This is a genomic window from Desulfovibrio sp. 1188_IL3213 (genome assembly GCF_036763145.1).
In the GTDB taxonomy this organism is placed as follows: Bacteria; Desulfobacterota; Desulfovibrionia; order Desulfovibrionales; family Desulfovibrionaceae; genus Desulfovibrio.
In genome coordinates this window covers 1-6,764 of sequence record NZ_JBAIYR010000099.1, presented here as the reverse complement: position 1 = coordinate 6,764, position 6,764 = coordinate 1, and the positions used below count along the sequence as shown (strand labels likewise).

The window sequence follows — 6,764 nt, the reverse complement described above, 5'->3', positions numbered from 1 at the left end:
GCTGCCCCTGGGCATGTGCGCCACCCTCATGCCCCGCAAGGAACGCGCACGCGCCTACGGCGAAGCCGACATGCACGGCCCCCGCCTGTGGCTGATGACCCCGCTGGTCTGCCTTGTTATCGGCGCGTATGACGGATTTTTCGGTCCCGGAACAGGCAGTTTTCTGATTCTTGCATTTCACTGGATTTTGCGCATGGGCCTTATGGAGGCATCCGCCACATCCAAGGTGCTTAATCTTGCATCCAACTTTGCGGGAGTGGTGGTTTTCATGATCAACGGCGTGGTGCTGTGGAGTCTGGCCCTGCCTATGGCTGCCGCCTGCTGCGTGGGCAACTGGCTTGGCAGTCGCCTTGCCATCCGCGTTGGGCCCGCTGCTGTGCGACGCTTTCTCATGGTCTCGCTGTCGCTGCTGCTGCTTACCCTGATCTGGCAGTTTTTTCTTGCCCCGCTGGTACAGTAGCCTGCCGCAACACTGCTGAAGCCAAACGTTCAAAGAAGGATGGCGGTTCCGGCCTTGTGCCGAACCGCCATCCTTCTTTGAACGTTTGGAAGCATTGAGAATAGATATTCTCAATGCGTAAATGTCATAAAGGTTCCGCTACTTCTTGCTGGCCTTCATGGCATCGCGGACTTTTTCAGCTTCCTGTAATTCGCTCTGCGCTTCCTGCAGCTTCTGCTTGCGCTTGGCGATCTTGCTTTCCTGCTTGCCCTGGGCAATGTCCTTGTCCAGTTCCGCCTGACGCTCCTGCACCTTTTCCTGTTTTTCCATAACGGCTATTTCCGCTTCGGCCAGTTCGCCGTCGTCGGTGCACCATGTACGCACATTTTCCAGAGCGCGCTCAAGACCGGCCGCCTGCATGGGGTTGTTGTGCTGCTTGGCATAGTCGATCTGGCGCTGGATATGGGCCATCTTTTGCTGGCAGATGCCTTCGGCCGAAGCCTCGCCAGCCCAGACACAAAAACCCATGATGCCGGCGCACAGCGAAGCGCCTATTACTTTATAATATTTCATTATGTTTTCCTTTTTGAGTGTTATGCAGACAGAACATTCCGGCTGCTTCCTCTGAGACAGCAGCCATACCGCGCTTCCTTACGGGAAAGCAGCGGACACGCCCTTTTGTCGGGATCATAAAAGACGACAGTCAAGCCGGACAAATTTCTGCGGCAAGAACACAAGGGCATGAAGCCGATAGCCAGCGGGGAGGGATCAACTAGCGGTAAAATCCGCTGGCCGGAAAAGACGAAAATCGGGAGGCCGAAAAGCGTCCTTGAAAGCGCGGGCGTCCTGAACGCGGACACCCTGAAGACGCATCAAGAAATGTCGGGGAGGCAGAACCGGCAGCGGTGCGAAGATACGTTCGAGATTTTACGCCGCCCGCCCGGGCATTGGCCGGTGCGGACAGGTAGCAGCACTGTCTTCAGCAGCAAACCCTGGGGCAAGGTCTGGAGCATGCCCTGACGCGCCCTCCTGACGCTTCGGCAGGCCACGCCATCAAGTGCCAGAGCAATTCCACTTGCAACTGCTCTGGCCTGATACATCAGGAACACCATTCTTGTCCACCCCACGCACAGGATGCAAAAATCGCGTGCCAAAAGTTCACTACAAACTAAACTAGTTTATCATTTCAATATAGTAACGGCCATTCTCCGTTTCCGGCAGCTCAAATTCAAGGGCATACTTCAGCCCTGAGGCGTCTTCGGCGGCCTTGTCGCCCATAACGGCTGTGACCACGCATTTGCAGGACTTTTTATCGCCGCTCAGGGTCTTGAAGCTCTCAAAACTGATATGCGGATCCTTTATGCCCAGCTCCTGCGCATAGGACTGCATGATTTTTTTGGCATACTTTTTACCATCGCTGGAATCGCATTCCGGCGATGAGCTACAACCCGCTACAAACATAGCAAGAAAGGCCGCTGCCACGATTTTTGCTTTCAGCATGGCTGTCTCCTTGATCATGTTTTGCCGGACACGCGCCTCACCTGCGAAGCGTGCGGTTCCGGACAGTAAACCTATGACAAATATTCACCAGCCGGTCAAACCGGCCTGCGTCGGGCAGGCAAACGCCAAGGGCGCGCGCCACGGCATTTTCTGGCATACCGCCATAAATAAAAAAATCCCGCCGAAGCAGGATTTTTTCATGCAAAAGCGCGTCCGAGAACGGCGTCAATTCTTCAGGCTGTGAATAGGCGCGGGAATGCGCCCGCCAAGGGTAATAAAATCTTCGGCATTGCCGCCCGGCACAGCCATGATGGCCGCCTTGCCGAGCAGGCCGCCAAACGACACTTCTTCACCCACGCCCTTGCCGGGTACGGGTATGAGGCGCACGGCCGTGGTCTTGTGGTTGATCATGCCGATAGCCATTTCGTCAGCGATAATGCCTGAAATGGTGGCTGCCGGGGTAGCGCCGGGGATGGCGATCATGTCCAGCCCCACCGAGCACACGCTGGTCATGGCTTCCAGTTTTTCAATGCTGAGCAGGCCCGCGGTAGCGGCCGCCTCGATGCTTGAGTCTTCCGATACGGGGATAAAGGCCCCCGAAAGACCGCCCACCGAAGAGGAGGCAAAAGCGCCGCCTTTTTTCACGGCGTCATTGAGCATGGCCAGCACGGCTGTGGTGCCGGGCGCGCCGATACTTGAAAGGCCCAGGCTCTGGAAAATCTCGCCCACAGAGTCGCCCACCGCCGGGGTGGGGGCCAGGGAAAGGTCAGCCACGCCAAAGGGAATGCCCAGACGGGTAGCCACTTCGGTGCCGATCATTTCGCCCACGCGGGTCACCTTGTAGGCCGTGCGCTTGATGACCTCGGCCATGTCCAGCAGGGTCAGGGGAGCGCCCTTTTCGTTGCGACCCGCCTCGCGGGCGCGATCCAGGGCTTTTTTCACCACACCGGGACCGGAAACCCCCACGTTGATAACCACATCAGGCTCGCCCACACCAAGGTAGGCTCCGGCCATGAAGGGCACGTCCTGCGGAATGTTGGCAAAAACCACCAGTTTGGCGCAGCCGATGCCGCCACGGTCCGCCGTGGCTTCGGCTACCTTGAGAATCTGGCGGCCCATCAGGGCCACGGCGTCCATATTGATGCCGCTGCGCGACGAAGCCACGTTGATGGACGAGCAGATGCGGTCGGTCTGTGCCAGGGCTTCGGGCAACGCCTCAATAAGGGCGCGGTCGCCATTGGCAAAACCCTTTTCAACCAGGGCGGAAAATCCGCCCAGAAAATCCACGCCCGCCTCTTTGGCGGCTTCGTCCAGCGCTTTGCACACGCGCACCATGCCGTCGGGGCCAAAAGGCGCGCCCACCACAGCAATGGGGCTGACGCTGATGCGCTTGTTCACCACGGGAATGCCGTATTTGTCACCCACCTCATTACAGACAGACACAAGCTGCGAGGCGTAGCGGCGGATTTTGGCCTGCACGTTGGCGGTAAAAAGCTCCAGATCGTGGCTCACGCAATCAAACAGGCTCACGCCCAGGGTGACGGTGCGCACGTCCAGATGCTCGTTGCGGAGCATGTTAAGTGTGCTTATGACTTCGCGTTCGGAAAGCATGTCGGTATCCTGTATGGTTGCAGGGCAAAAAAGCTCTGGAGCAGAGCAACCTGATAATATGTGTTCTCAAAGTGAAGGCACGCTCTTTACGGCGCATGGCCTTCACGGCGGGCGTCTGCTCCGCAGCCGCCAGAGCAATTTACCAGAGCAATGTAAAGGTTAAATTACCCTAGACAGTGTCGTCACGAGATGAATTTCCTTGGTATATCAAGGAGAACGAGCCTTTTATGCAGGGAGTGTACTCTTATGGTACTCGACCGGAATAAAAGGCGAAGTTCGACGCAGAGATACCGGGAAAGGCGCTCGTGACGACACTGTCTAAAAAGAGCTGACCCGGTGAACAGCCTCAAAAATATCCCTGTGCTGCACGCTCACGCGCAGGTCGCGGCTCTGGCCCTCGCAGGAAAGCTCGCGCCGCAGGCGGCCAAGGTCAACGGCATCGGGAACCATAACCTCGAAAACAAAAAGGGCATGATTGGTTCCACCCTCGCCCAGAATGGCCTTGAGGCTTTCGATATTCACGTCATGGCGGGCGAACACGCGGCTCATGGCAGCGATAAGGCCGGGCTTGTCCGGGCCGTCGGCAGTGACCACAAAGGGTTCACAGTGCAGGCTCTGGCCCCACTGTCCCTGAATGGCGGGCCGCACCAGCACCGAAAGATCCACCTTGGCCTCGGCCAGGCTGGCGCTGAGCCGCTGGCGCAGGTTCTGGGCATCAAGGGCATCGGGAACAGCCACCACGAAAATGGCGGCAAATTCGCCGGAAAGAATGGTCTGGGTCACTTCTTCAATGTTGCAGCCGTTTTCTTCAAGAATACGGCTGACTGCGGCCACCACTCCGGGGCAGTCGCGCCCCAGAAAAGAGGCGGTGTACTTGTGCATGACGCTTGTCCTTACGGAAATGATCCGTGGCAGGGCCACGGGAAGGTGTCACAGGGGAAGAAAATCTATATACGCAAGCCTCGCGAACTTCAAGGCCAAACAGGGCATTGGCGCGGCATCAAAAGCATACACACGCCATCCTTGACGCTTCTTCGCGAATGGCATACCGTTACAATCCTTTAAGACCGGGCATCTCAGGAGTTTTTTCAGTGGAAAATCGGGAAAAGAAGAATAAAAAGCCTGCCGTCAAGCTGGGCACCAAGTCTAAATACGCGGGCTATTTTATGCCCATGTTGGAAAGCTTTGCCGCACGTGAAGGGTTGAACGAGGTTGTAAAAAACCGCGTGGTCAAATCCTGCGACCTTATGGACGCGGGCGTACCGCTCTTTCCCAACGATTTCCGCAAGGAACACTCCATTTCCTGGGTGCTGGAAAAATTCGGCAACCTGGAGGGCGACGCCCTTGAAACACAGGAAGATGTTGTTGCCATTGCCGGGCGCATAGTTTCGCTTCGCTCTTTCGGCAAGGTGGCCTTTTTCCACATCATGGACCAGACGGGCCGCGTACAGTGCTACGCCGCGCGCGAGCACCTGGATGACGCCACGCACAACCTGGTAAAAAAACTCGATATCGGCGACATTGTCGGCGTGTCCGGGCATCTTTTCCGCACCAAAACGGGCGAACTGACCATCGCCTGCCGCACCATAAAGCTCATCACGCGCTCCATGCGTCCCCTGCCCGAAAAGTATCACGGGCTCAAGGATATGGAAACGCGCTACCGGCAGCGCTATGTGGACCTTATTGTCACGCCGCGCGCCCGCGAAATATTTTTCAAGCGCAGCCAGATCGTGCGCGAATTCCGCCGCTTCATGGAAGACCACGGCTTTATGGAAGTGGAAACGCCCATGATGCAGCCCCTGGCCGGGGGGGCGACGGCCAAGCCGTTCAAAACCCATCACAACGCTCTGGACATGGGCCTGTACATGCGCATCGCGCCGGAGCTGTACCTCAAGCGCCTGCTTGTGGGCGGGTTTGAAAAGGTGTTTGAGCTGAACCGCAACTTCCGCAATGAAGGCATCGACACGCGGCACAACCCGGAATTCACCATGTGCGAATTCTACTGGGCCTACGCCACGTTTGAAGACCTCATGGACCTTACGGAAAAGCTCTTTGCGCATCTGGCGCAAACCGTCTGCGGAACCACCGTTGTTCCCTACCAGGGCGAAATGGTCGACCTGACGCCCGGCAAGTGGACGCGCATGAGCTTTTATGACTCGCTCACGCTCATTGGCGGCCACCAGCCGGAATTTTACAATGACTACACCAGGGTGCAAAACTACATCCGCCAGCGCGGCGAAAAGGCCGCTGACAGCGAAAGCCTGCAAAAGCTGCATGCCAAGCTCTTTGATCTGGATGTGGAAGGCAAGCTCGTGCAGCCGCATTTCATCTACCATTACCCCACGGAAATCTCGCCCCTGTCGCGCCGTAACGACAATGATCCCGGCCTGACCGACCGCTTTGAGCTTTTCATTACCGGCCGCGAGATATCCAACGCATTTTCAGAACTTAACGACCCAGTGGACCAGCGCCTGCGCTTTGAAGACCAGGTGCGCGAAAAAGAAGCCGGAGACGATGAGGCGCACAGCATGGATGAAGACTACCTGCGCGCCCTTGAATACGGCATGCCCCCGGCTGCCGGCCAGGGAGTGGGCATTGACCGGCTGGTCATGCTGTTGACAGACTCCGCCTCCATACGCGAAGTCATCCTCTTCCCCCTGTTGCGTCCGGAATCCTAGAGCAGATTACCTTTGAGAATATACATTCTCAAAGGTAAAGGCACACTCGCTTCGGCGTTTAACCGCGCAGATAAACTGCGCTTACGCCTCCATAGCGAACGTCTGCTCACGCAGCCGCCAGAGCAATTTCAAAGTGAAATTGCTCTAGAGCAGATTACCTTTGAAACGCTTCACATTTCAAAGTGTTCATTCAAAAAATACGATTTTCGGCTGAATCCACGCCACATTGTGGCGCCCTGCATCGTGCAGCGTCAGAGCATTTACACTTCTTCAAAATGAAATTGTTCTGGAGCGCTCACCGGCTGAAAGCGTTCTGAAATCGGCTCCAGATGGCCGAACCAGCTGATAATAAAGACCCGTTTCCACAGGAAGCGTACCCGCCGGTACAAACCTGTGAGAACGGGTCTTTCACCTTGTTTTCGGTACTGCGCTACAGTTCTTTTGCCCCGCCGCTACCGCGGAAGCGCTTTTTCACGCCGGTCATGCGTCGCGGTGCGGCCTTGCTTTCCCGCGCCCAAGGGCCGCCCAGCGCAACG

At 56.8% G+C, this 6,764-nt stretch carries 8 protein-coding genes; 4 read left to right on the top strand and 4 right to left on the bottom strand.

From position 1 onward, the window contains the following. Positions 1-460: sulfite exporter TauE/SafE family protein (locus V6C16_RS06140; RefSeq protein ID WP_333542895.1), on the top strand; the 460-nt coding region annotated here is incomplete at its 5' end. Positions 461-598: 138 nt separating this feature from the next. Here the strand turns inward: V6C16_RS06140 and V6C16_RS06135 are convergent. Both V6C16_RS06135 and V6C16_RS06130 read right to left on the bottom strand, forming a co-directional pair. Then, entirely contained in the window at positions 599-1,012 is a 414-nt protein-coding gene (locus V6C16_RS06135) for a DUF1090 domain-containing protein (protein ID WP_333534795.1), read from the bottom strand. Between the two features lie 600 nt (positions 1,013-1,612). Continuing rightward, the gene (locus V6C16_RS06130) at positions 1,613-1,939 is read right to left on the bottom strand and encodes a hypothetical protein (protein ID WP_333534794.1); all 327 of its coding nucleotides are present in this window, start codon (positions 1,937-1,939) and stop codon (positions 1,613-1,615) included. Between V6C16_RS06130 and V6C16_RS06125 the strand changes: the two genes are divergently transcribed. After that, positions 1,938-2,183: a hypothetical protein gene (locus V6C16_RS06125; RefSeq protein ID WP_333542894.1), complete on the top strand. Its 246-nt coding sequence runs from the start codon at positions 1,938-1,940 to the stop codon at positions 2,181-2,183. The two genes, V6C16_RS06130 and V6C16_RS06125, sit on opposite strands and share 2 nt — an antisense overlap. Here V6C16_RS06125 and V6C16_RS06120 read toward each other — a convergent pair. Then, complete coding sequence (locus V6C16_RS06120; protein ID WP_333534793.1) at positions 2,165-3,550, bottom strand: PFL family protein; 1,386 nt, start codon at positions 3,548-3,550, stop codon at positions 2,165-2,167. The genes V6C16_RS06125 and V6C16_RS06120 overlap by 19 nt on opposite strands. A gap of 318 nt (positions 3,551-3,868) precedes the next feature. Next, positions 3,869-4,432, bottom strand: coding sequence for a glycine cleavage system protein R (locus V6C16_RS06115; RefSeq protein WP_333534792.1), 564 nt, complete (start codon positions 4,430-4,432; stop codon positions 3,869-3,871). 209 nt (positions 4,433-4,641) lie between these two features. On the opposite strand from V6C16_RS06115, the gene lysS reads away from it, so the two are divergent. Together lysS and V6C16_RS06105 are read left to right on the top strand one after the other, a co-directional pair. After that, positions 4,642-6,228, top strand: a complete 1,587-nt coding sequence (lysS, locus tag V6C16_RS06110; RefSeq protein WP_442886187.1) for a lysine--tRNA ligase — start codon at positions 4,642-4,644, stop codon at positions 6,226-6,228. Positions 6,229-6,240: 12 nt separating this feature from the next. Continuing rightward, on the top strand, positions 6,241-6,507 hold the full coding sequence (locus V6C16_RS06105) for a hypothetical protein (protein WP_333534791.1): 267 nt from the start codon (positions 6,241-6,243) through the stop codon (positions 6,505-6,507). Positions 6,508-6,764 lie beyond the last annotated feature (257 nt).

Coding starts and splice junctions, on each gene's coding strand:
- V6C16_RS06120 (WP_333534793.1), bottom strand. CDS start 3,550: ATGCTTTCCGAACGCGAAGTCATAAGCACACTTAACATGCTCCGCAAC.
- V6C16_RS06115 (WP_333534792.1), bottom strand. CDS start 4,432: ATGCACAAGTACACCGCCTCTTTTCTGGGGCGCGACTGCCCCGGAGTG.
- V6C16_RS06125 (WP_333542894.1), top strand. CDS start 1,938: ATGGCTGTCTCCTTGATCATGTTTTGCCGGACACGCGCCTCACCTGCG.
- V6C16_RS06135 (WP_333534795.1), bottom strand. CDS start 1,012: ATGAAATATTATAAAGTAATAGGCGCTTCGCTGTGCGCCGGCATCATG.
- V6C16_RS06130 (WP_333534794.1), bottom strand. CDS start 1,939: ATGCTGAAAGCAAAAATCGTGGCAGCGGCCTTTCTTGCTATGTTTGTA.